Origin of the sequence: Streptomyces sp. NPDC001787, from assembly GCF_040297465.1 — a bacterium.
In the GTDB taxonomy this organism is placed as follows: Bacteria; Actinomycetota; Actinomycetes; order Streptomycetales; family Streptomycetaceae; genus Streptomyces.
On sequence record NZ_JBEOZE010000004.1, the window covers coordinates 286386 to 311619 of the forward strand.

Annotated in this window: 23 protein-coding genes; 7 read left to right on the forward strand and 16 right to left on the reverse strand. The window is 71.9% G+C overall.

Annotation, left to right across the window (positions count from 1 at the left end):
- Positions 1-6: 6 nt before the first annotated feature.
- Positions 7-681, forward strand: coding sequence for an O-methyltransferase (locus tag ABT170_RS08095; protein WP_351865056.1), 675 nt, complete (start codon positions 7-9; stop codon positions 679-681).
- Here the strand turns inward: ABT170_RS08095 and ABT170_RS08100 are convergent.
- The 12 genes from ABT170_RS08100 to ABT170_RS08155 form a co-directional block, all read right to left on the reverse strand.
- On the reverse strand, positions 665-1411 hold the full coding sequence (locus tag ABT170_RS08100) for a DUF2071 domain-containing protein (RefSeq protein WP_329944041.1): 747 nt from the start codon (positions 1409-1411) through the stop codon (positions 665-667). The genes ABT170_RS08095 and ABT170_RS08100 overlap by 17 nt on opposite strands.
- Positions 1408-1764 (reverse strand): metalloregulator ArsR/SmtB family transcription factor, encoded by a 357-nt coding sequence (locus tag ABT170_RS08105; protein ID WP_351865059.1) that lies wholly within the window; start codon positions 1762-1764, stop codon positions 1408-1410. The genes ABT170_RS08100 and ABT170_RS08105 overlap by 4 nt, the downstream gene beginning before the upstream one ends.
- A 185-nt stretch (positions 1765-1949) precedes the next feature.
- Positions 1950-2591, reverse strand: coding sequence for a superoxide dismutase (locus ABT170_RS08110; RefSeq protein WP_215110486.1), 642 nt, complete (start codon positions 2589-2591; stop codon positions 1950-1952).
- A gap of 129 nt (positions 2592-2720) precedes the next feature.
- Positions 2721-3788 (reverse strand): glycerophosphodiester phosphodiesterase family protein, encoded by a 1068-nt coding sequence (locus ABT170_RS08115; protein WP_329944039.1) that lies wholly within the window; start codon positions 3786-3788, stop codon positions 2721-2723.
- A gap of 141 nt (positions 3789-3929) precedes the next feature.
- Entirely contained in the window at positions 3930-5417 is a 1488-nt protein-coding gene (locus ABT170_RS08120) for an FGGY family carbohydrate kinase (protein WP_351865064.1), read from the reverse strand.
- A 92-nt stretch (positions 5418-5509) separates the two neighbouring features.
- Positions 5510-6532 (reverse strand): 2-hydroxyacid dehydrogenase, encoded by a 1023-nt coding sequence (locus tag ABT170_RS08125; RefSeq protein WP_351865066.1) that lies wholly within the window; start codon positions 6530-6532, stop codon positions 5510-5512.
- The gene (locus ABT170_RS08130; protein ID WP_351865069.1) at positions 6529-7605 is read right to left on the reverse strand and encodes an ABC transporter ATP-binding protein; all 1077 of its coding nucleotides are present in this window, start codon (positions 7603-7605) and stop codon (positions 6529-6531) included. Before ABT170_RS08130 ends, ABT170_RS08125 begins: the two co-directional genes overlap by 4 nt.
- The gene (locus tag ABT170_RS08135; RefSeq protein ID WP_329944035.1) at positions 7598-8473 is read right to left on the reverse strand and encodes a DeoR/GlpR family DNA-binding transcription regulator; all 876 of its coding nucleotides are present in this window, start codon (positions 8471-8473) and stop codon (positions 7598-7600) included. The genes ABT170_RS08130 and ABT170_RS08135 overlap by 8 nt, the downstream gene beginning before the upstream one ends.
- Positions 8470-9630: an ABC transporter ATP-binding protein gene (locus tag ABT170_RS08140; RefSeq protein WP_329944034.1), complete on the reverse strand. Its 1161-nt coding sequence runs from the start codon at positions 9628-9630 to the stop codon at positions 8470-8472. The genes ABT170_RS08135 and ABT170_RS08140 overlap by 4 nt, the downstream gene beginning before the upstream one ends.
- On the reverse strand, positions 9627-10472 hold the full coding sequence (locus ABT170_RS08145) for a carbohydrate ABC transporter permease (protein ID WP_351865072.1): 846 nt from the start codon (positions 10470-10472) through the stop codon (positions 9627-9629). The genes ABT170_RS08140 and ABT170_RS08145 overlap by 4 nt, the downstream gene beginning before the upstream one ends.
- 113 nt (positions 10473-10585) lie before the next feature.
- A complete protein-coding gene (locus ABT170_RS08150; protein ID WP_329944032.1) occupies positions 10586-11491 on the reverse strand; it encodes a carbohydrate ABC transporter permease in 906 nt (301 codons plus the stop codon).
- 60 nt (positions 11492-11551) lie between these two features.
- Positions 11552-12982: an ABC transporter substrate-binding protein gene (locus tag ABT170_RS08155; protein ID WP_351865076.1), complete on the reverse strand. Its 1431-nt coding sequence runs from the start codon at positions 12980-12982 to the stop codon at positions 11552-11554.
- Positions 12983-13128: 146 nt separating this feature from the next.
- On the opposite strand from ABT170_RS08155, the gene ABT170_RS08160 reads away from it, so the two are divergent.
- Both ABT170_RS08160 and ABT170_RS08165 read left to right on the forward strand, forming a co-directional pair.
- Complete coding sequence (locus tag ABT170_RS08160) at positions 13129-14553, forward strand: FGGY-family carbohydrate kinase (protein ID WP_329944030.1); 1425 nt, start codon at positions 13129-13131, stop codon at positions 14551-14553.
- Entirely contained in the window at positions 14550-15185 is a 636-nt protein-coding gene (locus tag ABT170_RS08165) for a histidine phosphatase family protein (protein WP_351865080.1), read from the forward strand. Before ABT170_RS08160 ends, ABT170_RS08165 begins: the two co-directional genes overlap by 4 nt.
- A 121-nt stretch (positions 15186-15306) precedes the next feature.
- Here ABT170_RS08165 and ABT170_RS08170 read toward each other — a convergent pair whose 3' ends face one another.
- Positions 15307-16728, reverse strand: coding sequence for an amino acid permease (locus ABT170_RS08170; protein WP_329944028.1), 1422 nt, complete (start codon positions 16726-16728; stop codon positions 15307-15309).
- Between the two features lie 119 nt (positions 16729-16847).
- Positions 16848-18305, reverse strand: a complete 1458-nt coding sequence (locus ABT170_RS08175) for an amino acid permease (RefSeq protein WP_329944027.1) — start codon at positions 18303-18305, stop codon at positions 16848-16850.
- A gap of 396 nt (positions 18306-18701) precedes the next feature.
- On the opposite strand from ABT170_RS08175, the gene ABT170_RS08180 reads away from it, so the two are divergent.
- The gene (locus tag ABT170_RS08180; protein WP_266930664.1) at positions 18702-19295 is read left to right on the forward strand and encodes a biotin transporter BioY; all 594 of its coding nucleotides are present in this window, start codon (positions 18702-18704) and stop codon (positions 19293-19295) included.
- Between the two features lie 189 nt (positions 19296-19484).
- Here ABT170_RS08180 and ABT170_RS08185 read toward each other — a convergent pair whose 3' ends face one another.
- The gene (locus ABT170_RS08185; RefSeq protein ID WP_329944026.1) at positions 19485-20930 is read right to left on the reverse strand and encodes an amino acid permease; all 1446 of its coding nucleotides are present in this window, start codon (positions 20928-20930) and stop codon (positions 19485-19487) included.
- 223 nt (positions 20931-21153) lie between these two features.
- Here ABT170_RS08185 and ABT170_RS08190 point away from each other — a divergent pair, with 223 nt between their 5' ends.
- Positions 21154-21642: a ribose-5-phosphate isomerase gene (locus ABT170_RS08190; RefSeq protein ID WP_329944025.1), complete on the forward strand. Its 489-nt coding sequence runs from the start codon at positions 21154-21156 to the stop codon at positions 21640-21642.
- A gap of 152 nt (positions 21643-21794) precedes the next feature.
- A complete protein-coding gene (locus tag ABT170_RS08195) occupies positions 21795-22607 on the forward strand; it encodes an Fpg/Nei family DNA glycosylase (protein WP_329944024.1) in 813 nt (270 codons plus the stop codon).
- Positions 22608-22747: 140 nt separating this feature from the next.
- Here the strand turns inward: ABT170_RS08195 and ABT170_RS08200 are convergent, their stop codons facing one another.
- Positions 22748-23980 carry a GNAT family N-acetyltransferase gene (locus tag ABT170_RS08200; RefSeq protein WP_329944023.1) on the reverse strand — a complete coding sequence of 411 codons (1233 nt, stop codon included), beginning with the start codon at positions 23978-23980 and terminating at the stop codon, positions 22748-22750.
- Positions 23981-24085: 105 nt separating this feature from the next.
- Between ABT170_RS08200 and ABT170_RS08205 the strand changes: the two genes are divergently transcribed.
- Entirely contained in the window at positions 24086-25231 is a 1146-nt protein-coding gene (locus ABT170_RS08205; RefSeq protein ID WP_329944022.1) for a SpoIIE family protein phosphatase, read from the forward strand.
- The last annotated feature ends 3 nt before the right edge of the window (positions 25232-25234 follow it).

Here is a 25234-nt window from a genome sequence, read left to right on the forward strand (position 1 = left end):
GCGCGCATGACGCAGGCACGGTGGACCGCGGTCGACAACTACTTCAACGGCTTGCTGGTGGGGCCCGACGAGGCTCTGGACGCCGCCGTCGAGGCGAGCGGGGCGGCGGGGCTGCCGGAGATCCAGGTCGCCCCGAACCAGGGCAAACTGCTCCATATGATGGCCCGGCTCCAGGGGGCGCGGACCATCCTGGAGATCGGCACCCTCGGCGGCTACAGCACCATCTGGCTGGCGCGGGCGCTCCCGGAGGGCGGCAGGCTCGTGACGCTGGAGGCGGACCCGGCGTACGCCGAGGTCGCCCGCGCCAATATCGCGCGGGCCGGGCTCGCCGATGTCGTCGAGGTCCGGGTCGGGCCGGCGCTGGAGACGCTTCCCGTGCTGGCCGCCGAGGGGTACGGGCCGTTCGACGTCGTGTTCATCGACGCCGACAAGCCCAGCAACCCCGACTACCTCGCCTGGTCCGTCGAGCTGACCCGGCCCGGCAGCCTGATCATCGCCGACAACGTCGTACGCGACGGTGAGGTCGTCGACGCCGACAGCGCCGATCCGAAGGTGCAGGGAGTGCGCCGGTTCACCGAACTCGTCGCGGCCGACCCGACCCTGAGCGCCACCGCGCTCCAGACCGTGGGGGACAAGGGGTACGACGGGCTGATGGCCGTGCTCGTCACCGAGGCCGGGTAGCCGGGGCGGGGAGGGGGAAGGGGGCTCGCGGCGACCATTCGGCCGGGACGCCCCGCATGACCAGCACGCTGTCCAGCGTGGCGCTGCCCGCCGGGAAGCGCTCGGTGTCCTCGAAGAACGACGACCGCACCGAACGGGCCCGCCCGGCCGTGACCCGCCAGGCGTCGGTGTTCATCTCCAGTACGTCGAGACGGCGGCCGGCGGCGTCGGGGGAAAGGCCCCTGGCCCCCGCGCGGAAGAAGTCCGATGCCTCCTCCAGGTCCGTGAACAGCTCACTGCCCCGCAGCTCGTCCGCGGTCTCCACCGCGGCGTCCACCCGTACGGCACCGTCCCGGGTCGCGAACGCCACCCGTATCCCGTCGGCGGCCTCGCGCACCGTGAAGTCCGCGTGCCCGTGCTCGCCGGGGAAGATCCGGCCGCCCGCGAGGACGTTGAGCCGGGAGGCGCTGTCGCGGCGCGGGATGTAGACGCCCGTCTCGACCCCGTCCGGGCCGTCCCACTCCACCGAGATCCGGTGCGCCGCGTTCTCGCTGCGCAGCCCGAGCGGGGCCGGACTCCAGCCGGGGCGTACGCCGCCGACGCGCAGAAGGCAGATCCCGGCCACTGCCCGGCCGCGCACCAGCTGGGGGCGCAGGGGGGCGGGCAGCAGGCCCGCCGCGACGCCCGGGTCCACCCGGTAGTTCACGAGCAGGCGGCGTTCGATGACGCTGGAGAGCCGGGGGCCGATCATGAGGCGTCGTCTTCCGGGGCGGGGCGCCACGTGGTGTGGCGGAGCACGATCTGTTCGGGGCACACGGCGCTCAGGAACCGACCCACGCACATCGCGAGCCGCTCCTCGGCCAGCGAGTAGAGGATGCGGTTGGCGTCACGGCGCTCGGTGACGAGCCCGGCGCCCTTGAGCACGCCGAGGTGGCGCGAGACGGACGGCGCGCTGATCGGGAACCGGGCCGCGATCTCACCGGCGGCCAGTTCGCCGCCCCGCAGGTCCTCCAGGATCTGGCGCCGCGTCGGGTCGGCGAGGGCGCGGAAGGCGCTCGCCTCGCCCGTGCCGGGCGGGTCCACAGGTGCGCCGGGTGTGTCCATGGCGCATGTTTAGCACATGAGCTAAATGGCTAACAAGCCTGGTGGGGTGGCATGTGGGCGGCTATCGGCCGGGGGCGGGCAGAGAAGAGCCCCCGCGAGTCATGTCCTCGCGGGGGCTCTTCGTTCATCCGCCTGCCCGGGTGAAGGTTGAGAAGACGATCACGAGGCAGGACGTCCGCGCTGGATCAGGGGGCGAGCAGGAGCACGTTCGCGCGCTCCTTGGCGGCGGCGTACCGCTTCGCCACGTCCTGCCAGTTGACGACGCGCCACATCGCCTCGATGAAGTCCACCTTCTGGTTCTTGTACTGAAGGTAGAAGGCGTGCTCCCAGGCGTCGAAGACCAGGACCGGGACCGAGCCCTGGCCGACGTTGCCCTGGTGGTCGTAGACCTGCTCGACGATCAGCTTGCCGCTGACGGGCTCGTACGCGAGGACGCCCCAGCCGGAACCCTGCGTGGTGGCGGCGGCCTTCGTCAGCTGGGACTTGAAGCCGGCGTAGGAGCCGAACGATTCGGTGATCGCGTCGGCCAGATCGCCGACGCCGTCCGCCGCGAGGGGCTCGCCGCCGCCGTCGCCGGTCATGTTGTGCCAGTAGATCGAGTGCAGGATGTGGCCGGAGAGGTGGAACGCGAGGTTCTTCTGGAGGCCGTTGATGGCGCCCCAGGCCTCCTTGTCACGGGCCTCTTCCAACTGCTCCAGGGTGTCGTTGGCGCCCTTGACGTACGCGGCGTGGTGCTTGTCGTGGTGCAGCTCGATGATCTGCGGATTGATGACCGGTTCGAGCGCCGCGTAATCGTAGGGGAGCTCCGGGAGCGTGTACGTGGCCATGATGCGAACCCTCCGACTGCTGGAAATGCCGTCCAGTTGTTATTGCAACCTATATGCAAGAGCAGGCTAACAGCAGGAGGGTTCACGCGTGATCAGCCCTTCGGCCTAGGACTCAGAAGGTGGCGGGAACTACGCCCACAGGTCGTCCCGCGCCGCCGCCGCGATGTCCGGGAAGTCCGTCACCACCGCGTCCACGCCCCGTGCGAAGTGGAAGGCGTACTCGGCGAACGCGTCACCGAAGTCGTTCGGCGCGGTGCCCCGGCGGTACTGCGCGGGAAGGTACTGGTTCTCTGCGCGGAAGGTGTACGCACCGACCTTCAGGCCCGCCGCGTGCGCGTCGGCCAGCAGCGTGAGCGGCGGCACCAGCGAGGACTTGTCCGGGCCGATCCAGTCCGCGTACGAGGCGATCTCCCGCAGCCCGGCCGGGGTCATCATCTCCTTGTACGTGATCCCGTGGCCGTACGGGCCGCCTCCGGTGCCGAGCGCCTGCCAGAGCGGCACACCGAGCCGCGCTCCGGCGATCCGGTGCAGGCTGGACGGTTCGAAGGACTGGACGACGCACTCCCGGGCGGTGAGGCGGTTGCGGCGGATCACCCGTACCAGCTCCGGCTCCAGCGGCAGGCCGATCGAGCGGAAGTACGTGGGGTGCTTCGTCTCGGGGAAGACCGCGATCCTGCGGCCGTACTCCTTCGACAGCGCACGCGCCAGATCGATGACCTCCTGGAACGTCATGATCTGCTGGCGGCCGTCGAAGACCGTGTTGCGGTTGCGGATCAGCGGCAGCCGCTCCACCGCCCGCAGCGTCCTGAGTTCGGCGAGGGTGAAGTCCTCGGTGAACCAGCCGGTGACGGCCTTCCCGTCGACCGTCTTCGTCGTGCGGCGGCCGGCGAACTCCGGGTGCCCGGCGACATCCGTCGTCCCGGAGATCTCGTTCTCGTGGCGCACGACCAGGACGTGGTCCTTGGTCGGCACGAGGTCCGGCTCGATCCAGTCGGCCCCGCACCGCACACCGAAGGTGTACGCGGCGGCCGTGTGCTCGGGGCGCCAGCCCGCCGCGCCCCGGTGGCCGATGACCACCGGGCCCCGGGGCCGGTGCGGTCCGCGGTCCGCGGTGTCGGCGGTGGCGGGCGTCGTCGCCGCCGCGGTCACCGCGGCGGTGGCCAGAAGGATCGAACGGCGGCCGGGGGCAGGGGACATGGGAACTCCTCAGGTGGGCGGAAGGACCACCAAAGCGATGGGGGGTTACGGCCGGGCGGACTGCGGCTTGCCGGTTCATGTACGGCCGCGGGGAGGGGGGTCGGAGCTCCGTGGGTGTGGGGTGCGGTGTCCGCGTGGGGGTCAGCCGGTACGGGTACGGGTGCGCGCGCCGGGACCTCCGTCGGCGCGTGCGTGGGTCCGGGCCTCGGCGAGCCGTGCCAGATGGTCCTCGTACGCCTTCGCGTAGAACGCCGCCCGCCGGGCGTCCGGCGTCACCACCGAGGCCGGCGCCGTCCATGACGCCGTGTCCAGCTCCACCCCGAAGCGTGCCCCCGCCGCCAGCACCGCGCCCCGCGCGCCCACCTCGCCCTCCACGATCCGCACGGGCCGGCCCAGCACATCGGCGAACAGCCGCATCCAGGCGGGCGAGCGGGTGCCGCCGCCGCACAGGGCGAGGGTGCCGGTCAGCCCCGCCGCCTCCAGGCAGTGCCGGGCGGCGAAGGCGATGCCCTCGCAGACGGCACGGATCAGATCGGCCGGGGTCGACTCCAGGGTGACGCCGGTGAGTTCGGCCCGCAGCCGGGGCTCGACGAACGGCGCGCGTTCGCCGGACGGCGCGAAATAGGGCAGCACCCGGACGCCGTGCGCCCCGGGCGGCGTCGTCTCCAGCAGGGCGTCGACCTGCTGGAGGCGTACGCCGGTGGTGTGCAGCACCCAGTCCAGGGCCGCCGTGCCGACCATCGCGGGCATGGCGCGCAGCCAGTGGCCCGGACGGTCGGTGGAGATGTGCAGCCCGGCCGGTTCGCCGGTCAGATCGAGGCGGTCGGTGGCGACCAGCGCGGCCAGGCAGGTGCCGACGATCAGCAGACCGTCGCCGGGCCGGGTGACACCCGCGCCGAGCGCGGCGGCCGGCAGGTCGTACGGACCGTTGGACACCCGTACCCCGCTGGGCAGCCGGGCGGTCGCCACCGGGTCGCTCACCGGCGGCAGCAGCCCGGCCCGGTGGGAGAGGCCGAGCGCGGCCAGCACCTCGGGGGAGTACGCCCGGGTCACCGGGTCCAGGAAGGGCATCGAGGCATCGGAGACATCGGTCGCCCGGACCCCCGTCAGCCGCTGGAACACCATGTCCTTGCAGTACAGGGCGGTGGCCGCCGCGTCCAGGGAGTCGGGTTCGCAGCGGTCCAGCCAGGCCAGCACCGGGCCGGGGCACCCCGGGAACATCGCGCTGCCGGTGCGCCGGTAGACCTCCTCGAAGGCGCCGGACACCAGCCAGTCGTCGACCAGTTCGTGGGCCCGGCCGTCCATCCAGGAGATGGCCCTGCGCACCGGGCGGCCCGCCGCGTCCACCAGCCAGACCCCGTCGCCCTGCCCGGTGAGACCGGTGAACGCCACCCCGTCCGGGCCCAGCGCGTCCAGGACCTCGACGACCGCCCCGTACACCTCGTCCATGTCCTGCTCGACGTGGCCGTCATGGATGTCCAGCCCCACGGGGCGGGACTCGACGGCCAGTGTGCGGCCGCGCTCGTCGAAGGCGGCGGCCTTCACCAGCGAGGTGCCGACATCGATCCCGACGTACCTGGTCCCGACGTACCTGGTCCCGACGTATGTGGTCCCGGTGTACCTGGTCACGGCGCACGACCTCCGGTCAGAGGGGTTTCGGGGAGCCGCGTCAGCGGTGTTCCGGAGGGAACCGCTTCGGCGGAGTTCTTCGGGCGAGGGCCTCACAGGGCGTTGGCCGGGGGCTCGCCCCGTACGTAGCGGGCGACCTCCGCCGCCGCGATCCGGGCCGCCTTCTCCGCGACGGCACGGCTGGCGCCCGCCACATGCGGGGTCATCAGCAGTCGCGGGGTCCGGAACAGCCGTGAGCACGTGGGCGGGGGCTCCTGCTCGTACGTGTCGAGGGCCGCGGCGGCCAACTGCCCGGATTCCAGCGCGTCGCACAGCGCGCCCGTGTCCAGCAGCCCGCCCCGGGCCGCGTTCACCAGGACCGCGCCCCGGGGCAGCAGCGCCAGCTCGCGGGCGCCGATCAGATGCCGGGTCTCCGGGGTCAGCCGGGCGTGCAGCGTCAGGACCCGGGAGCGGGCGAGCATGGCGTCCAGCGACGTGGCGCGCATGCCGTGGACATCGCCGCGCACATAGGGGTCGTACACCTCGACCTCGGCACCGAACGCGCCGAGCGCCCTCGCCACCCGGCTGCCGACCGCCCCGTAGCCGATCAGGCCGACCGGGGTGTCCTCCAGTTCGAGGCCGGCGCTCTCGTACAGGAAATGCGTGGCGTCCCAGCGGCCCTGGGTGCGCAGGGTGTCGTGGGCCTCGGGGATGCGCCGCAGGGCCGCCAGCAGCAGTCCGACCGTGAACTCGGCGGTCGCCGCCGCGTTGCGCCCGGGGGCGAAGCAGACCCGTACGTCCCGGTCGCGGGCCGCCTGCGCGTTGACGTTGACCGGGCCGCCCCGGCAGACGACGACGAGCCGCAGCCCGGGGGAGGCGGCCAGCACCCGCTCGGTGAACGGGGCCATCTGGGTCACACAGACCTCGACCCCTTCCAGGGCGCCGATCAGGGCGTCTTCGGCATCGCTGGCCTCGTCGACCTCGCCGACCCTGCCGAAGGGCTCCAGGGGCCAGGGAAGGGTGAGTTCGGTGATGTCCGCGTCCGCGGCCGCCGTCAGACGCAGGGCCTCGGTGATCAGCGAGCTGCGGACGAAGTGGTCACCGGCCGCCAGAATCCTGATCGGGGGGTGGTTCATCGGAGGGCGTCTCCTGTCTCGGCGTCGAAGACATGGATGTGCTGCGGGTCTGCGGTGATCCGGACGGTGTCGTCGCGGTCGAGCCGTATCCCGGGCCCGGTCAGTACGACGACGGGACCGGACACCCCCTCCAGGGCGAGGGTGGCGATGCCCGATTCGAGAAGGGGTTCATGGGCCGAGACCCTGGCCGGTATGCCCGTACCGCCCAGGGCGAGGTCCTCGGGGCGGACGCCCAGGACGACCGCGCGCCCCGGGTCCGCCCGCCCGCGCGGCACGGGGAAGCGCACCGAGTCCGAGAGCCGGACACCCCCGCCGTCCATCACCCCCGGGAGCAGGTTGACCGCCGGTTCCCCGACGAAGTCGGCGACGAACACATTGGCCGGGGCGTCGTAGATCTCCTCCGGCGTGCCGAGCTGCTGGATCTCCCCGTCCCGCATCACCGCGATCCGGTCGGCGAGCGACAGCGCCTCCTCCTGGTCGTGGGTGACCAGGATCGCGGTGTGCCCGGAGTCCCGCTGGATACGCTTCAACTCCCGCCGGGTGGAATCCCGTTCGGCGGCGTCCAGATGGGACAGCGGCTCGTCGAGCAGCAGCACGTCGGGCTCCCGGATCAGGGCGCGGGCCAGCGCCACCCGCTGCTTCTGACCGCTGGAGAGCCCGGCCGGGCGGGCGCCGAGCAGGTCGGTGATCCCGAGACGGCCGGCCATGGCCGCGACCCGGCCGCGGATCTCGGCCCGGCCGTACCGCCGCCGCGCCGACAGCCCGAAACCGAGGTTCTCCGCGACCGTCAACGGCGGGTACAGCGCGTAGTTCTCGAAGGCGACCCCGATGTTGCGCCGCTGCGCAGGGAGCCCCACGACGGAGGAGCCGCCGATGAGGATGTCGCCGCCGGTGACGGACTCCAGACCGGCGATCATCCGCAGTGTCGTGGACTTGCCGCACCCGGACGGGCCCAGCAGGCCCAGCAGTTCCCCGGACCGCAGCTCGATATCGATGGCCCGCACCGCCTCGACGGCCGCCCGGCCCCGCGCGGTGTACGTCTTGCGCAGGGCGCGCAGGGCCAGTTCAGTCACCGTTCATCGCCGCCTCCCGGTGCCGTGCCGATGCGGTGCCCGCCGTGCCGCCCGGCGCGGTGCCGGTGCCCGTAACGGTCCCGGGGACCGTCGCGCAGACCTCGTAGGGGACCTTGTGCTCGTCGAGGTCGCGCAGCGCCTCGGCGGACGCCCCGTCGTCCACCAGCACCAGATCGAACCGGGACAGCGGGGCGAGCCGGTGCAGCGCCACCCGCCCCAGCTTGGAGTGGTCGAGCAGCAGGACGTTACGGGCGGCCGAGTCGAGCATCGCCCGCTTCACGGACACGATGTGCTGCTCCTGGTGGTAGGCGAAGCCGCCGGACACCGCGGAGGTGGAGGTGAAGCAGACATCGACCTGGAGGGACTGCACGGCCTCCACGCAGGAGACCCCGAGGAAGGAGGAGTGCAGGGGGTCGTAGTCGCCGCCCAGCCCCATCAGATGGATGCCCCGCTCCTGCGACAACAGCGTTATCGCTTCGAGGAAGTTGGTGACGACGGTCAGCGGGGTGATGGCCCGCAGCCGCCGCGCGATCTCCAGGGTGGAGGTCGAGTCGTCGAGCATCACGGCCATGCCCGGCTCGATGAGCCCCACCGCGCGCTCGGCGACGGCGGCCTTCTCGGCGCGCATCGTCTTCAGCCGGTAGGCCACGTTCGACTCGAAGACGCCGGACGGCTGGGCCGTCACGCCGCCGCGGAACTTGCGCACGATGCCCTGCCGTTCCAGCTCGTCGAGGTCGCGGTGGATGGTCATCAGACTGACGTCGAACCGCTCCGCCAGCTCGGCCGCGCTGACCTCGCCCTCGGCGAGGACGTACTCGGCGATGGACGCCTGACGGGGGGCGGGGCCGCGCTGCTGAAGACTGCTCATGGGCTGATCCTTCGTCCTGGTCTTTCCGGCCGGTCGGCCTCGAACAGCAGCAGTCTCGCCCGCTCCGCCCGCAGCCGCACCAGATCATCGGGGCGCAGGCCCGCCGCCTCGGCGCGCGGCACGACGAGGGACAGCTGCTGTCCGCCGGTCCTGACGGTGACCTCGGTCGCCCGTCCCAGCACCTCGGTGATGTAGACGGATCCGGTGAGCGCGATGACGGGGCTGTCCTCAAGTCCGCTTCCGTGCCCGCCGGAACGCTCCCCGGAGTCCCCCGGGCCGTGACCGTCGCCCAGTCCGATGTCCCGGGGCCGCAGCCCCAGCTGGACCTGCGTTCCCGGCGGGGCGGGAACCGGCAGCGGCAGCTCGAACGACCCGTCCGCCGCCCGGAACCACCCCTCGGCCGTCACCGTGCCCGGCAGCAGATTGATCCGGGGCCGGCCGAAGGCGCGGGCGACGAACGTGTCGTGGGGCCGGTGCCACAGCTCCTCGCGCGTGCCGCTCTGCACCAGACGGCCGTCCCTGATCACCCCGATCCGGTCGCCGAGCGCCAGCGCCTCCACCGAGTCATGGGTGACGTACAGCGTGGTCGTGTCGCGCACCGTGCCGATCGCCCGCAGCTCGGCCCGCATCGCCTGGCGCAGCTTGGCGTCCAGGTGCGACAGCGGCTCGTCGAGGAGGAAGGCCCGCGCCGGGCGGACCAGCACCCGGCCGAGCGCCACGCGCTGCCGCTGTCCGTTGGACAGGGCCCCCACCGGCCGGTCCAGCAGGGCGCTGATGCCGAGGAGTTCGGCGGTCTCCCCGATCCGGGCCCGCACCCGGTCCGCGGGGAGGCGGTGGCGGGGCGACCGGAGCGGGGAGGCCAGATTGTCGTACGCCGTGCGGTGCGGGTAGAGCGCGTACGACTCGAAGCACATGGCCACGCCCCGGTCGTACGGTTCGACGCCCGCCATGTCCGCCCCGCCCAGCTCCACCGACCCGGACCGAGGCTCCACCAGGCCCGCGACGGTCTTCAGCGTGGTCGTCTTGCCCGCGCCCGAGGGGCCGAGCAGACAGTAGAACTCGCCCTCGGCCACCTCCAGGTCCAGGCCGTCCAGCGCGACGCGCCTGCCGTAGGACAGCTGTACGGAGCGCAGGGCGATGGCGGCCGGGGCGGTCATGACTTCACCGCCCCGAAGGACAGGCCCCGCACCAGATACCGCTGGATGGTCAGTGCCAGCAGCAGCGGCGGGACCACCGAGACCAGGGCGGCGGCGGCCGTGAGGTTGTACTTGGGGCGGTCGCCGCCGAGGAAGGACAGCGCGCCGACCGTCACCGTCTGGGCGTTCGACGAGGTCAGGATGAGCGGGAAGACGAAGTTGTTCCACGCGAAGATGAACGCCAGCAGGGAGACGGCCGCGATGCCCGGTTTCACCAGCGGCAGCGCGACCTTGAAGAACGCCTGCTTACGGGTGTAGCCGTCCAGCAGCGCCGCCTGCTCCAGCTCGGGCGACAGATCGGAGAAGTACGAGCGCATGATCCAGACGATCAGCGGCAGCGTCACCAGCTGGAGGACCCACACCATGCCGACGTAGGTGTCGAAGAGGCCGAGCTGCTGATAGAGCACGAACAGCGGGATGACCACGGTCAGTTCGGGGGCGAAGCGGAACGAGAGCAGGGTGAACATCAGGTTCTCCGAGCCGCGGAACCGCCAGCGGGCGGCGGCGTACGCGGCGGGCAGTCCGATCACCAGGGACAGGGCCACCGCCCCCACCGAGACGACCAGGCTGTTGACGAAGAAGCGCAGGAACGGCACCCCCTGGTCGTCCCCGGCACCGAGCACCGTGCGGTAGGAGTCGAGGGTCGGGGTGAACGAGAAGTACGTACTGAAGAGCTCGTCGGCCGGCTTCAGCGACAGGATCACCATCCAGGCGATCGGGAACAGCGCGAAGACGAAGTAGAGGATCAGCGCCCCGTCCGCGGCGACCGCCGACAGGGTTCGTCGGCTGCTCCTGCCGCGCATACTGCTTCTTACGCTCCCGCCGCTCCCGCCGGAGGGGCGCCGCGCCTCCGAGCCGGTCGGCTTGCCCGCTTCCGCTTCCGCTTCCGGTTCCGCTTCGGTCCGCGGCTCGCGCTTCACTTCGGCACCTCCGCCGCACGGCTCTGAATCCGCCCCAGATAGCGCACCAGCACCATCGTCACCAGGTAGACCACCGCCCAGAGCACGATCATGTAGCTGATGCCGAACGAATAGCGCTGGAAGCGGATCGCCTCCAGATACGCCCGGATCTGGAGCACCACCGTCGAGTCGCCGGGGCCGCCCTCGGTCAGCGCGTAGATGATGTCGAAGACCTTCAGCGAGTCCATGAACCGGAAGATCACCGCGACCAGGACGTACGGCCAGAGCATCGGCAGCGTGAGCCGGCGGAAGGTGAACCACCAGCCCGCCCCGTCCACCGCGGCGGCCTCGAACGGCGACGCGGGCAGCGAGCGCAGCCCGGCCAGGGCGAGGATCGCGACGAACGGCGTGTACACCCACACATCGACGGCGATCGACGAGAGCAGTGCCCCGGTCGGGGTGTCCGTCCACTGGACCCCGCCCAGCCCGAGCGGCTCCAGCAGATGGTTGACCACCCCGACCGAGGGCTGGAGCATCAGCTTCCACATGATCGCGGCGATCACCGGCGCGATCATCAGCGGCAGGATCAGGATCTTCTCCAGCACCCGCCCGACGGCGCTCGCCCGGTGCAGCAGCAGCGCCACCGACACCCCGAGCACCGTCTCCACGGCTGCCGCGCCCACCGCGTACAGCACGGTGACCCGGGCGGAGTCCCAGAACGAGGACTGGGTGAAGATCCGCCGGTAGTTCTCGAACCCCACCAGGTCCGGCTGCGGCTTGCTCGCCGCGAAGTCGAACAGCGTGTAGTAGAGGCCCAGTCCGAACGGATAGAGGATGCCGCCGGTCAGCAGCAGCGCCGGAACGATCAGGAGATACGGCCGCAGCGAGCGGCGCCACGCGGGCACCGGCCGGGCGGCTGCCACGTCCTCGCGAGGGCCGGCCGCGGGCTCGGGGGGCGCCGATGGCATCGTCAGGGGCACCGGTCAGCCGATCTTCGACGCCAGATCGCCCGCGAGACCGTTCAGCACGGACGAGGCGTTCTTCCCGCCGTAGATCTCCTGGAGCGCCGATGCCCAGCTCGTCGTCGCGTCGAAGAACTGCTCCTGCGGGGTGAACTGGATCTTCGTCTGGCCGACGACCGCCTCGAACGTGTCGATGAATCCGGGGATCGCCCCCATCTTGTTCCGGTACGCGGCGGCCTCGCTCACCGAGGTGCGCACCGGGTCGATGTGGTTGTCCTGGACCGCGGCCTTCAGTAGATGCTCCTTGCCGGTCGCCCACTGGAGGAACAGCCAGGCCGCCGACTTGTTGCGGCTCCTGGCGTTCATGCCCAGCGACCAGATCCACATGTTCGTCGCGAGCGAGCCGCCCGGACCCTTCGGGCCGGGGTGGAAGGCGATCTTCCCGGAGGCGGGCGAGGCCCCCTTCACCGCCTGGAAGTACGCGGCGGTGTCCGCGTCGAAGAGCATCGCCGCCTTCTTCGCCCCGAGGTCGCTGGAGCACTGGTACCAGGTGTACGAGGTCCAGGACGGCGGCCCGCCCTTCCTGACCATCTCCGCCCAGTCCCGGGTGAAGGCGACCGCCTCCGGGGAGTTCATCGCGGGCTTCACCTCGTCGCCCTCGACGGTGAAGTCCTTGAGCCCGTTGCGCGCGTACATCGTCATGAAGCCGGGGTGGATCGTCGCCCAGCTCCGCGAACCGCGCACCGCGACCCCGTACATCCCGTCGAAGCCCGCGCCGGGCGCCTTGCGGGTGATCGTCCCGGCCAGCTCGCGCAGTTCGTCGAAGGACTCGGCGGGCCTCACCCCGAGCTTCTTGAACACCTCGGTGTTGTACGCGACGACATTCGTCTCCCAGCCCCAGGGCAGCGCGTACTGCCCGCCCCGGCCGAGCGGGGCGCCCGCCTTCAGCGACCACTGGCCGGCCTGGAGCAGATTCGGGAAGAAGTCCCCCCGGTCCCATTCGGCCCCGGTCGCCGAGGGGTTGCGCATCCAGGGGCCGAGGTCCTCCAGCCAGCCGGGCGGGCCGTACTGCCACACCATGTACGCGCCCAGCATGAACACGTCGTACGAGGCGCGCCCGCTGGACAGGTCGACGGTGAGCTTGTCGAAGTAGTTGTCCTCGGGGAAGACGTCGTACTCGACCTTGATGCCGGTCTTCTCGGTGAACGCCTTCAGATCGGCGATCAGGGCATCGGTGTACGGGTGTTTGTTGAGCAGCGCCTTGACGGTCTTTCCCTCGGCCCTCTTCCAGTCGAAGGAGCCGGTGATGTCATCGGCGGCGGAACCGTCACCGCCGGTGGCACCCCCGCCGCCGAAGCCCGTCCCGCAGGCGCTCAGCAGCGGAGCGGCGGATAACGCCGCCGCCGCGCCGAGAGCGACCACGCGCCGTCGGTCGTGCCCGATCCTGTCCATCCGTGACCTCCACGGTCCGGCCGGAGATGCTGTTCACACGTTTCGTCGACTGGTTAACAGAGCTTGGAACACCACAAGTTGCGCGTCAATCCCTCGCGCAAGTGAAATTCTCAGTGCACAGTGAGAAGTTCACAGAGGGAGCCGATATGTGGATGGGCATCGATCTCGGCACACAGAGCGTCCGCGCGGTCATCGCCTCGGACAGCGGGAGGATCCTCGGCAGCGGATCCGCCCCGCTCACCGGCGTACGCGACGGGGTACGCCACGAACAGCTGCCGGACCACTGGTGGACGGCGGTGTGCGCGGCGGCCCGTCAGGCCCTGCGCGACTGCCCCGCGCCCCGTGCGCTCGCCGTCTGCTCCACCTCCGGCACCGTGCTGCTCACCGACCGCACCGGCCGGGCGATCACCCCCGCGCTGATGTACGACGACGGGCGCGCGGGAGCCGAGGCGGTCCGGGCCCGGACACCACCGGCCTGGGCCCTGCCCAAGGTGATGTGGCTGCTGGCGGAGTACGGGGGGAGGGAGGACGGCGCCCGGGTGACCCACCAGGCCGACTTCGTGGTGGCGCGGCTCGCCGGGCATCGGCTGGCCACCGACTCCAGCCACGCCCTGAAGACCGGCTACGCCCTGGACCGGGAGGACTGGCCGCGCGGCGCACTCGCCGGACTGGGGCTGCCCGAGGGCCTGTTCCCGCCGGTGGTGCGGCCGGGGCGGCGGATCGGCGCGGTGGGCGCCGCGGCGGCCGCGGAGACCGGGATCGCGGTGGGGACGCCCGTGATCGCCGGGATGACGGACGGTTGCGCGGCACAGATCGCCTCCGGGGCGCTCACCATCGGTTCCTGGAACGCGGTGCTCGGCACCACCCTGGTCCTCAAGGGGGTCACCCGGGAGCCGGTCACCGATCCGACCGGGGTCCTCTACAACCACCGGGCGCCCGACGGGAGCTGGCTGCCCGGCGGGGCGTCCGGGGCCGGCGGCGGCGCGCTGACCGCCGCGTTCCCGGGGGCCGACCCGGCCCGGCTGGACGCGGCGGCAGCGGCCGGGGGGCCGGGGGGCGTGGTGGCGTACCCGCTGGCCGCGCACGGCGAACGCTTCCCGTTCCTCGCCCCCGACGCCCACGGCTTCCTGCTCGGCGAACCCGCGTCGGACGCCGAGCACTGGGCGGCCCTCCTGACGGGCGTCGGCCTCGTCGAACGCCTCTGCCTCGACTACCTCGACCTGCTCGGTGCCCCCGTCCGCGGCCCGCTCACCTTCACCGGCGGCGCGGTCCGCAGCGACCACTGGAACCGGCTGCGCACCGACATCCTCGGCCGCACCGTCCGCATTCCGCACCACACCGAACCCGCCCTCGGCATGGCCGTCCTCGCCGCCTACGGGGCAGGGGCGGCCGGCACCGTGCACGAGGCCGCGGGCCGGATGGTGCGGCTGCGCCGGACCCTGCACCCGGACCCGGCGCGTACGGCCCGTCAGCTGGGGCCGTACCTCAGGCTGGTGGACGAACTGGAACGGCGCGGCTGGCTCCCGGCCGCCCTCGCCGCACACGCCCGCACCCGAACGGAGCACCCATGACCGCGAGTCCGCCCGCCACCACCCTGCTGCTCGCCCGCCACGGGCAGACCGTCTGGCACGCGGAGAACCGCTACGCCGGGGTCAGCGACATCGCCCTCACCGACGAGGGGCGCCGCCAGGCCGGGCAGCTGGGCCGGTGGGCGGCCCGGAACCCGGTCGACGCCGTCTGGACCTCCACCGTCTCGCGCGCCATGAGGACCGCCGAGCCGGCCTGCCGGGCACTCGGCCTCGTACCCCTGCGCGAACACGCCCTGCGCGAGTGCGACTTCGGGACGGTGGAGGGGCGGACGCTCGCCGAGTTCGCCGCCGAGGACCCGGCGGGCGCGGAGGCCTTCCGGGCCGACCCGGTGGCGCATCCGTTCCCGGGCGCCGAGGACCCCCGGGCGGCGGCGGCCCGGGGAACGGCCGCCCTGCGCCGTATCGCGGAGGGCGGCCGGGGCGGCCGGATCCTGGTCGTCGCGCACAACACCCTGCTGCGCCTGGTCCTGTGCGAGCTGCTGGGCATCCCCCTGGGCGCGTACCGCAGGGTCTTCCCGCAGCTGCGCAACGCGGCGGTGAGCGAGATCAGGCTGGCGGGCGAGGGGGGCGCCGGCGCGTCGCTGCTCTCCCTGAACGTGCCGTGCGACGACTGAGACCGACCGGCCGACGGGGCGACGGAGACCGACCGGCCGACGGGCCGACGGAGACCGACCGGCCGGTGAGGAGCGGGAACGGAGGGCGGGGGAGCGGGAACGGGGCGGGGCCGCGCGGCGTTTATCGGGCGGTGTCCGCCGCGGCCCGCCGCTGCCGCAGCATCCCCACGACGATCAGTACGGCGGTCAGCGCACCCGTGGCGAGCAGCTGATCACGGGTGTCCGGCTGCCGCAGCATCAGCAGGAAGATCCCGGCCATCGCGGCCAGCGCGACGATCGTCCCCACGGGGAACAGCCACATCCGCACCACCAGCTTCTGGGGCTCCTCGCGCTCCAGCCGGGTGCGCAGGATCAGCTGCGAGACGGCGATGAAGATCCACACCACCAGGATCACCGCGCCGATCATGTTGAGCAGCCACGGGAAGACGTCGTCCGGCCGCCAGTAGCTGAGCAGCACGCACAGGAAGCCGAAGACGGAGGAGACGAGCACGGCGGTGCGCGGCACCCCGGAGGAGATCCGGCCGAGCCGCTTGGGGCCCTGGCCGCGTGCGACGAGCGAGCAGGCCATGCGCGAAGCGCCGTAGATGTTGGCGTTCATCGCGGAGAGCAGGGCCACCAGGATGACCACGTTCATGATCTCCGCGGCGCCGCTGATGCCGAGGTGGTCCAGCGCCGCGTAGAACGGGCCGACCTCGACGACCTTCGGGTCGTCCCACGGCACGAGGGTGACGATGACCGCCATGGAGCCGACGTAGAACACCGCGATGCGCCACATCGCCGTCCGCACGGCCTTCGCGACGCCCTGCACCGGGTTCTCGGACTCGGCCGCCGCGATGGTGACGGTCTCCAGACCCCCGTAGGCGAAGACGGAGGCGAGCAGCCCGATGATGAAGCCGTTGGAGCCGTTGGGCAGGAAGCCGCCGTCGCCCGTGAGGTTGGAGGTGCCGGGCGCGTCCGTGCCGGGCAGCACCCCGAGGATCGCCAGTACGCCGAGGACCAGGAAGAGCGTGATCGCGACGACCTTCAGCGCGGCGAACCAGAACTCGAACTCGCCGAACTTCTTCACGGCGGCCAGGTTCGTCCCGAGGAACATCACCATGAACAGCGCGACCCAGGCCCATTCCGGGGTGCCGGGCAGCCAGCCGGTGACGATCTTCGCGGCGCCGATGCCCTCCAGCCCCACGGCCACGCACAGGAGCACCCAGAAGGCCCACCCGGCGGTGAAGCCCGCCCAGGGGCCGATCGCGCGTTCCGCGTGGACGGAGAAGGAGCCGGAGGCCGGATTGGCGGCGGACATCTCGCCGAGCATGCGCATCACGAACATCACCAGCAGCCCGGAGATCCCGTAGGCGATGACGATCGAGGGCCCGGCGGCGGCGATACCCGCGCCCGAGCCGACGAACAGCCCGGCCCCGATGACCCCGCCCAGGGCGATCATCGAGAGGTGGCGCTGCTTGAGGCCATGGGTGAGCGCGGAGTCGGCCGATACGGTGCCGGTGGCTGCGGAGTCAGCGGTGGGGGGAGACGCGGAGGTCCGAGGCATGGACGGGCTCAGTTCGGTAGGTGAGACGTGGACGAGCCCACAGTCTGAGCACGGGCGCCGCTCACAGGGAACCGCTGTCCGCTATACGGTCACGAGGCTCACACAAGGTGCGCACGTGCCTACTTCCGAGTAACTTCCGGACCCTCCGGCCGGACTCTGTACTCCCGCACCACGGACACCAGCAGCACCAGAGCCGTCGCCCCGCCCGACCACAGCACCTGTGGGCGGGTGGAGCTGTCCGTCAGCATCAGCAGCAGGACGCCGAACAGCCCGAACAGCGTCAGCCAGGTCAGATACGGGAAGCACCACATCCGCAGCGTCAGCGCCGCCGGGGCCTCGCGCTCGATCCGGGGGCGCAGCCGCAGTTGCGAGGCGGCGATCATGGCCCAGACGAACAGCAGCACCGCGCCGACCGAGTTGAGCATGTAGAGGAAGACCGTGTCCGGCCACAGCAGATTGAGCAGGACGGACACGAAGCCGAAGGCGACCGACGCCAGCACCGCGCGCCGGGGCACACCGCCGCCCGTGCCTCCGCCGCTCGTACCTCCGCCGCCTGACGTATCGCCGCCGCCCGACACCTTGAGCAGCCCGCGCGGTGCCTCGCCGCGCTCGGCCAGCGAGAAGATCATCCGCGAGGATCCGTACAGATTGGCGTTCAGCGCGGAGAGGAGCGCCACGAACACCACGATGTTCATGATCTGCGCCGCCGAGGGCACCCCGATCGCGTCGAGAACCTTCACATACGGGCTGAGCCCGGCCTGCTGCGCGGTCCACGGCAGCACGGTCACGATCACCAGCATCGAGCCGACGTAGAAGAAGAGGATGCGCACCACCGCGCTGCGCACCGCGCGCCCGACCGCCCGCGCCGGATCGTCGGTCTCGGCCGCCGCGATGGTCACGACCTCCAGACCGCCGAAGGCGAAGACCACGGTCAGTACGCCGGAGACCACCCCGTCCCAGCCGTGCGGCAGGAATCCGCCCTGCCCGGTGAGGTTGGTCATCCCGACCGGATCGGTGTCCGGGAGCAGCCCGAAGACCGCCAGCAGGCCCAGCACCAGGAACAGCACGATGGCGCCGACCTTGAGGGCGGCGAACCAGAACTCGAACTCGCCGAAGTTCTTCACGGCGGTCAGGTTGGCCACGGTGAACACCACCATGAACACCAGTACCCAGGCCCACGGTTCCATCCCCGGCACCCAGCCGTGGGCGATCTGCGCGGCGGCCGTCGCCTCCACGGCGAGGACCACCACGAGCAGGAACCAGTAGAGCCACCCGGCGCTGAAACCGGCCCAGCGGCCGAGCGCCCGTTCCGCGTGCACGGAGAACGAACCGGACGCGGGCATGGCGGCCGACATCTCGCCGAGCATCCGCATCACCAGCATCGCGAGCGCCCCCGCGATGAGGTACGAGACGACGATGGCCGGGCCCGCCACCGCGATCCCGGCGCCGGAACCGACGAACAGCCCGGCCCCGATCACCCCGCCCAGGCCGAGCATCGTCAGATGCCGCTGCTTCAGACCGTGGGCGAGCGGCTCGGCGGGTGCGGGGGAGTGCGTGGGGGGAGGCACTTCGTGCATGGGGTGCGGGTCACTCTCGGATCAGTCAGACCGACCCGGTCGGTCTTATGGGGAACCTACAGTCTCACGCCGCACGACCTCGCCCGGCGAACAGTGCCCGCTCCGCCCCTGCCTCCGTGACAAGTCTCACGCCGACGGATGATTGTGTGCCGGTCTTTGTGCGAATCCCACCACGGGCTCGCCCGCCGCTTTGTGGGCGGCTGACGGTGATCGAGCGTTAACCGGTGGGCTAACGTCAACTGCAGTCTGTCTCCACCCTGCTGTTCCACCCCGGCTGTGCCACCCCGGCGTTCCCACGCCGGTGTTCCCGCCCCGGTGTCCTCAGCACGCGGGCACCCACCGTGTTCGCGTCCACCCGGCCTGCACCCACTGCCTGCCCTCACCCGCGGAGTCCCGATGAGCACTGCTGTCGCCCCCGTCCGTTCCGGAGCGGTCCTCGCCGATCTGCTGCCCGCAGCCCGGCACCGCTACGCCGTCGACACGGCCCTGGTCGTGGGCGGCGCCGCCCTCACCGGCATCGCGGCCCAGATCGCCGTCCCGGTCCCCGGCTCCCCGGTCCCCGTCACCGGCCAGACCTTCGCGGCGCTCCTCATCGGCACCGCGCTCGGCGCCCGCCGCGGCTTCCTCTCGCTCGCCCTGTACGCGCTCGTCGGCATGGCCGGCATGCCGTGGTTCTCCGAGGGCACCTCCGGACCGGGCGGCGCCTCGTTCGGCTATGTGCTCGGCATGCTGCTCGCCGCCACCGTGGTCGGCGGCCTCGCCCGGCGCGGCGGCGACCGCTCCGTGCTGCGCACCGCGGGCACGATGGCGGTCGGCTCGCTGATCATCTACGCGGTCGGCGTGCCGTACCTCGCGCTCTCCACCGGGATGTCGATGAGCGCCGCCGTCGCGGCGGGTCTGGTGCCGTTCCTGATCGGCGACGCCCTCAAGGCGGCGCTGGCCATGGGCGCGCTGCCCGCGTCCTGGAAGCTCATCGGGCGTCGGGGCTGACGTCCCCGGGCCGCTTCGACGGCCCCCGCGAAAGGCTCGCCGGTCGTACGGGGAAACCCGACCGGCGAGCCTTTCGCGTGTCCGGGAGCTGTCCGCCGCCCGTCGGCGGTCACCGCCGCGGTCCGTCGCCGCGGCAACCAGGCGCGGCCACCGCGGCGACGGACCCGGCACCGGCCGCCGGCTGTCGGTTCACCTGCCGGCCGGCACCTTCGCGGTCCTGCGGCCACGCCGGTCCCGTACCAGCGAGATCGCCACCACCAGCGCCGCGACCAGCAGGGAGAGCAGCACCTGTTCGCGTCCGGTGTCGTCGGTCAGCATGTAGACGAGGACGAAGGAGATCATCGCGATCGTCGCCCAGGTCAGATACGGGAACAGCCACATCCGTACGACGAGCTTCTCCGGGGACTCGCGCAGGATGATCCCGCGCATCCGCAGCTGCGTGAAGCAGATGACCAGCCAGACGAACAGGGCGACGGCGCCCGAGGAGTTCAGCAGGAACTGGAAGACGCTGTCGGGCCACTGGTAGTTGAAGAACACCGCGACGAAGCCGAACACCACGGAGGACAGGATCGCCGCCTGCGGCACTCCGCGCTTGTTCACCCGGGCGAAGGCCTTCGGCGCGTCCCCCCGGCCGCCGAGGGAGAACGCCATCCGGGAGGCGGTGTAGAGGCCGGAGTTCAGGCAGGACAGCACGGCCGTCAGCACGATGACGTCCATGACCTGGCCGGCGTGCGGGATGCCGATGGAGTTGAGGGCGGCGACGTACGAACCCTCCTCGACGATCGACGGGTCGTTCCACGGCAGCAGGGTCAGCACGACGAGGATCGAGCCGAGGTAGAAGACCGCGATCCGCCAGATCACGCTGTTGGTCGCCCTGGACACGGCCCGCTGCGGGTCCTGGGACTCACCGGCCGCCAGGGTCACGATCTCGCTGCCCATGAAGGAGAAGACGACCATCAGCACACCGGTGAGGACGGCGCCGGGCCCCTCGGGGAAGAACCCTCCGCTGTCGGTGAGATGCGCGAACCCCGACCCCGGGTTGTCCGACCCCGGCAGCAGGCCGAAGACGGCGAGCAGACCGACGACCACGAAGGCGCCGATCGCCACGACCTTGATCCCGGCGAACCAGAACTCGAACTCGCCGTACGAACCGACCGAGACCAGGTTCGTCGCGGTGAGCACGAGCATCACGATCAGTGCCCAGGCCCACTGCGGCACACCGGGGATCCAGCTCTCCAGGATCTTGGCACCGGCCGTCGCCTCGACGGCGAGCACCACGACCCAGAAGAACCAGTACAGCCAGCCGATCGAGAAGCCGGCCCAGCGGCCCAGCGCCTGGTCGGCATAGGCGGAGAACGAGCCGGAGCTCGGCCGGGCGGCGGCCATCTCGCCCAGCATCCGCATCACGAAGACGACCATCAGGCCGACCAGCGCGTACGAGAGGAGGATGGCCGGACCGGCTGCGGCGATGCCCGCGCCGGAGCCCACGAACAGGCCCGCGCCGATCACCCCGCCGATCGCGATCATCGAGAGGTGGCGGTTCTTCAGACCGGCCTGGAGCCCGTGGGGGGATTCCGGCTGCTCCGGCTCACCGGGCTGCCGGCCCGGCTTCGCCGTCGTCGTCTGCGACGTCATGGAACGGATCCTTACGTTTGCGGTCACGCGGGTCGGCTCCCGCTCCGCGTGGGGGTGCGGAGGCGAGGCCACGCATTCAAGCCCGGGACCTGTCCAAAGCGGAACCCTTGATTCCGGAACGTTGACCGGATCGTTGCCCGAGTGGTCCTGCCCACACCGGCGCCCTGGAGGGTCCCGACCCCGCTGACGGCTACCCCGCGATGTTCGTGCCACACTTCGTGCCATGCGCGTGTACCTCGGATCGGACCATGCCGGTTACGAACTCAAGAACCACCTCGTCGAATGGCTCCAGGCCCACGGCCACGAGGCCGTCGACTGCGGGCCCCACATCTATGACGCCCAGGACGACTACCCGCCGTTCTGCCTGCGTGCCGCCGAGAAGACGGCCGCGGACCCGGACAGCCTGGGCATCGTGATCGGCGGCTCCGGCAACGGCGAGCAGATCGCCGCCAACAAGGTCAAGGGCGTCCGCGCCGCACTGGCCTGGAGCGAGCAGACCGCCGCGCTCGGCCGCGAGCACAACAACGCCAACGTCGTCGCCATCGGCGGCCGGATGCACACGGTGGAGGAGTCCACCAAGTTCGTCGAGATCTTCCTCAGCACCCCGTACTCGAACGAGGAGCGTCACACGCGCCGCATCGAGATGCTGTCGGCGTACGAGAGCACGGGCGAGCTCCCCCCGATCCCGGCCCACCACCCGCAGCAGGGCTGACCAGGCCCGCGCCGCCCCACCACGTCACCGTGCCGCCGGGTCCGCCCGGCGGCACGGCCGTTCCACGACCGCCGACGTCACGACCGCCGACGTCACGACCGCCGACGTCACGCACCGCATCGCACAGCACCGCATCGCACAGGGAGCCGACCGTGCCCGAGGGACACACGATCCATCGTCTCGCCGCGGACCACCGGGACAGATTCGCCGGGCGGCCGGTACGGGTGAGCAGCCCGCAGGGCAAGTTCTCCGACAGCGCCGCGCTGCTGGACGGGCACGTGCTGGACGCGGTGGACGCCCATGGCAAGCACCTCTTCCTCGGCTTCGGGGACACCGGCTGGGTCCACATCCACCTCGGGCTGTTCGGCAAGCTCGGCTTCGGTACGGCCCCTGCCCCGCCGCCCACCGACACCGTGCGGCTGCGCCTGGTCAACGAGGACCACCACGCCGATCTGCGCGGGCCCACCACCTGCGCCCTGATCACCGAGCCCGAGAAGCGCGCGATACACGACCGCCTCGGCCCGGACCCGCTGCGCACCGACGAGGACGGCGAGCGGGCCTGGCAGCGGATCTCCCGCAGCCGGATCACCGTCGCGGCCCTCCTGATGGACCAGAAGGTCGTCGCGGGCGTCGGCAATGTGTACCGCGCCGAGGTCCTGTTCCGGCACGGCATCGACCCGTACCGCCCCGGCAGGGACCTCACCCGCGAGGAGTGGGACGCGATCTGGGCCGACCTCGCGATGCTGATGCGGGAGGGCGTACGGAACAACCGGATCGACACGGTCCGCCCCGAGCACCTGCCCGAGGCGATGGGCCGCGCGCCCCGGGTGGACGACCACGGCGGCGAGGTCTACGTGTACCGCCGCACGCACCAGCCCTGCCACATCTGCCACACCGAGATCCGCACGGCCCCGCTGGCGGCCCGCAACCTCTTCTGGTGCCCGGTCTGCCAGCCGGCCCGCTGAGGTCTCCCGGCCGGCCCGCCGGGCCCGCCGGGACGAGCCGCCCGGCGGAGGTCTGCCGGCCGGCCCGCCGGGCCCGCCAGGACCGGCTGCCCCACGGCTCAGAACCCACGGCTCAGAACCGACGGCTCAGAACCGACGGCTCAGAACCCGTGCGGCAGCCACGGCTCCACGTCCCAGGAGAACGCCGCCCCGGCCTCCGCCAGCGCCCCCGGCCGCAGCTCCCGCACCCGCCCGGCCGCCGCGAGCGAGGCCAGCGACACCCCGCCCAGGTACGCCGACCCCAACTCCCGCACCGAGAGCGCCAGATCGGCCCCGTCCTCCGTCCGCCGGCACGTGGCCCCGCCCTCGCTGTCCGCGGTGAGGCGCCAACGCCCCGCGTTCCAGGGGCAGAACGCGTCCTCGACCTCCAGCACCACGTCCACCGGCGTCCGGTAGGTCCGCGCCTCCAGGGCCGCGCCCACGTCCACCAGCCGGACGTACAGCCCGTCCAGCACGCGTACGTCGCAGCGCCGGACATCGTCCACGAGGTGCAGGAGCGCGTCGTCCGCGGGCCGGTTGTCGCACTCGACCCTCGCCATCAGGTCGATGTCGAAGAGGAAACGCCACAGCGAGGCGTACGAGGCGGGGTCGAGCGCCCCCAGATCCCGCACCGTCACCGTGCCGCGGGGCCCGGTCGTGCCCCAGTCGGGCTTGGTGCGGAAGGTGGCGTACCCGACGACCTCGCCGTCCCGCTCCGCCAGCACGCACTGCAACGGCGAGGCACCCGACCGATCCCGCTCGGGGTCGACCACCGCCGCACGGTCCCAGTTCGGCATCCGCACGGGAGTCCCCGGGCGCCCCGGCGCCAGCCGCGCGTACACCGCCTCGCAGGCGGCCAGGGCCTTCACCGGGTCCGCGTACCGCAGCCGGACCTCGTCCGAACCGGCCGGCCGGTCGAGCCGCACGAGGGAGGTCTCGATGTCCAGGCGCATCTCCCGGGCGGCGGCCCCGTAGCCGAAGCGCCCGTAGATCGCGGGTTCCGAAGCCGTCAGCACGGCCAGCGGCTCACCCCAGGAACGGACGTCGTCGAGCTGGCGCCGCATCATCCCGGTGAGCGCTCCGCGTCTGCGGTGCGTCGCGGCGACGCTCACGGCCGTGACCCCGGCGGCGGGCACGGCCGCCCCGCCCGGAACGGTCAGCCGGAAGCTGTACGCCCCGGTCGTCCCCACACAGTCGGCGCCGTCCCACAGCCCGAGGAACCGCTCGTACTCGGCGAGGGAGAGCCAGAGTTCCCGGGACTCCGGTGCGGAGGGCACGGCGCCGAAGCCACGCTCCAGACAGCTGAACCAGCCGTCCCATTCGGAAGGTCGCAATACCCGGAGTTCTGTTGTCATATGCCATGCCTATCAGGGGCGCGACGGGCGAGCGACCCGATTTCGAACGCATTGTCACCGGGGTCCCCCTGCACCGGAGGCGGCCGGGTGGATAAAGTCCCCGCAATGGCCCGTCGCGGAGCAGTGGACGCGTACCTGGCCCGATGGCGGAAGTCCGCGCACCGGGCCCGCGTCGCGCTGCGCAAATCCGGGGTCGACTACTTCCGGGGCGACGGCTCCGACTGGATCGCCCTCGTCGGCCTGCTGCTGACGATTCCGGCGATCACCTGCGCCACGGTGCTGAACCCCGTGTGGTTCGCCCCCGCCGCGCTCGTCCTGCCGATCGTCGCGGGCGGACTGCTGCTGCGGCCCGCCAGCCTGCTGGGCCTGTACGCCACGGCCGCCGGCGCCCTGATCGTGGAGGCCCTCACGCTCGGACCGTACGAGGACGGCCTGTCCCGGGTCACCCCGGGCACCGTCCTGGTGGTCGCGGCGTGCGGGTTCTTCGGGCTGGTCCTCGCGCAGTTCCGGGCCCGCGTCGGGGTGCCGTGGCGGCGCGGCGGCACGATGCTCTTCGACCTGCGCGAACGCATCCGGGTCCAGAGCGCCCTGCCCCGGCTGCCGCAGGGCTGGCACCGCGAGATGGCGCTGCGCCCGGCGGGCGGCCAGTCCTTCTCCGGTGACTTCGTCGTCGCGGCGCGCACCAACGGCGGACGCACCCTGGAGGCCGTACTCACCGATGTCTCCGGCAAGGGCATGGACGCGGGCTCCCGGGCCCTGCTGCTGTCCGGCGCCTTCGGCGGGCTCCTCGGCTCGCTGCCGCCGCACGCCTTCCTCCCCGCGGCCAACGGCTATCTGCTGCGCCAGGACTGGGACGAGGGGTTCGCGACCTCGATCCATCTGGTGCTGGACCTGGAGTCCGGCGACTACGAGATCCTCTCGGCCGGCCATCCGCCCGCCCTTCAGCTGCACGCGGGCAGCGGCCACTGGGAGGAGAAGGCCGCCGAGGGGCCCCTGCTCGGGGTGTACGACGGGGCGGAGTTCGACGCGGTGAAGGGCTCGCTGGCCCCCGGGGACGTACTGATGCTGTTCACCGACGGGCTGGTGGAGGCGTCCGACCGGGACATCGCCGAGGGCATCGACCGGCTGACCGGTGAGGCCGACCGCTATGTCACCACCGGCTTCGAGGGTGCCGCCTGGCATCTGATCGAGGCCTGCGCGAAGGACGTCAACGACGACCGCGCGCTGCTCCTGCTGTCCCGCCGCGCCTGATCC